General features: G+C 59.5%; 2 protein-coding genes. One reads left to right on the top strand and one right to left on the bottom strand.

What is annotated here, in order from left to right; genetic code table 11:
* Positions 1 to 27: 27 nt before the first annotated feature.
* Entirely contained in the window at positions 28 to 681 is a 654-nt protein-coding gene (locus tag AC097P_RS24420; RefSeq protein WP_479613005.1) for a glutathione S-transferase family protein, read from the top strand.
* 12 nt (positions 682 to 693) lie between these two features.
* Here AC097P_RS24420 and AC097P_RS24415 read toward each other — a convergent pair.
* On the bottom strand, positions 694 to 1179 hold a 486-nt coding region (locus AC097P_RS24415; protein ID WP_479613004.1), incomplete at its 5' end, for a DNA helicase.

The following is a 1179-nucleotide window of genomic DNA, read 5'->3' as shown; positions in this document are numbered from 1 at the left end:
ATCGACTCTTACAACCACAGTTCAAGCATGATCCACCTGCACTACGCCCCCGCCACCGTCAGCATGATTCCGCACATGTTGCTGGAAGAAATTGGCACCCCGTTTGAACTGGTTCTGGTAGACAACACGGTGGGCGCCCACCGCGAGCCCGCCTACCTGCAGCTCAACCCCAACGGCCTGCTGCCCGCGCTGACGGACGGTGATGGCCTGGTACTGTATGAAACCGCCGCCATCTGCCTGCACCTGTGTGATACCCACCCGCAGGCCGGCATGGCACCCGCGGTTGGTACGGTAGAGCGCGCCCACTTCTACAAATGGCTGATGTGGCTGACCAACACGCTGCAAAGCGCGCTCATCATCTACTTCTACCCCCAGCGATGGGCCAACGAGGGCAATGCTGCCGGTGTGGCCGAAGTCAAGGCCCATGCCCAGAGCAAGATCGACGGCATGCTGGACCAATTGGACGCCGAACTGGCCCGCCACGGCGGCCCCTGGTTCATGGGCGAAACCTATAGCGCGCTGGACCCCTATGTGTTCACCCTGTGCCGCTGGACCCGCAACTTCAGCGGCCGCAAAGCCCGCGATTTACCGCACCTGGGGCCGTATCTGCAACGGTTGCTGGAGCGGCCGGCGAGCCAGCGGGTGATGGTGACGGAGAAGTTGAGTGCGCCGTTTTTTTAGGTTTTCAACGCGTCAGGTGGCCGCTGATACCTGAATCGCGCCATTGTTCAAGAAACAGGTCCAGTCGAACAGCGAAAGATCGACGGGGTTGGGCAAGCGCACATCAGCAAGGCCCGGTAGAGGTTTTGCTACCGGGTCGTAAGACCGGTCAATCTGGGAGATGAATACAACGATCAAGCCTCGTTCACGGGCAAACGCCTTGAGGGCTCGCACCTGCACGGCAAGCGCTGGGTTTTCTCGTTTTTGGTCCAGCAACTGAAGGTAGTCGATGACTACGACGGTGCCGCTTGCTGCAGAAGCAAGCCGATCGATGATGTAGCTTGCACAGATGGCATCGGAGTTGTCGAAGCCGAATCTTTCATCGATAGCTGAAGGGTCTTGGCCCAGTATCCGCAGCGCGTGTAGCAGGTCGCCCATGTTCCACTCCAGCGTGAAGAGCCAATCGCATCGACCCGACTCAACGGCCTTAACAGCAAGCTCAAGGCCCATCACGGTCTT

It is taken from the genome of Rhodoferax sp. ZS1R8, assembly GCF_056521325.1.
This window is presented reverse-complemented; position numbering and strand designations above follow the sequence as displayed.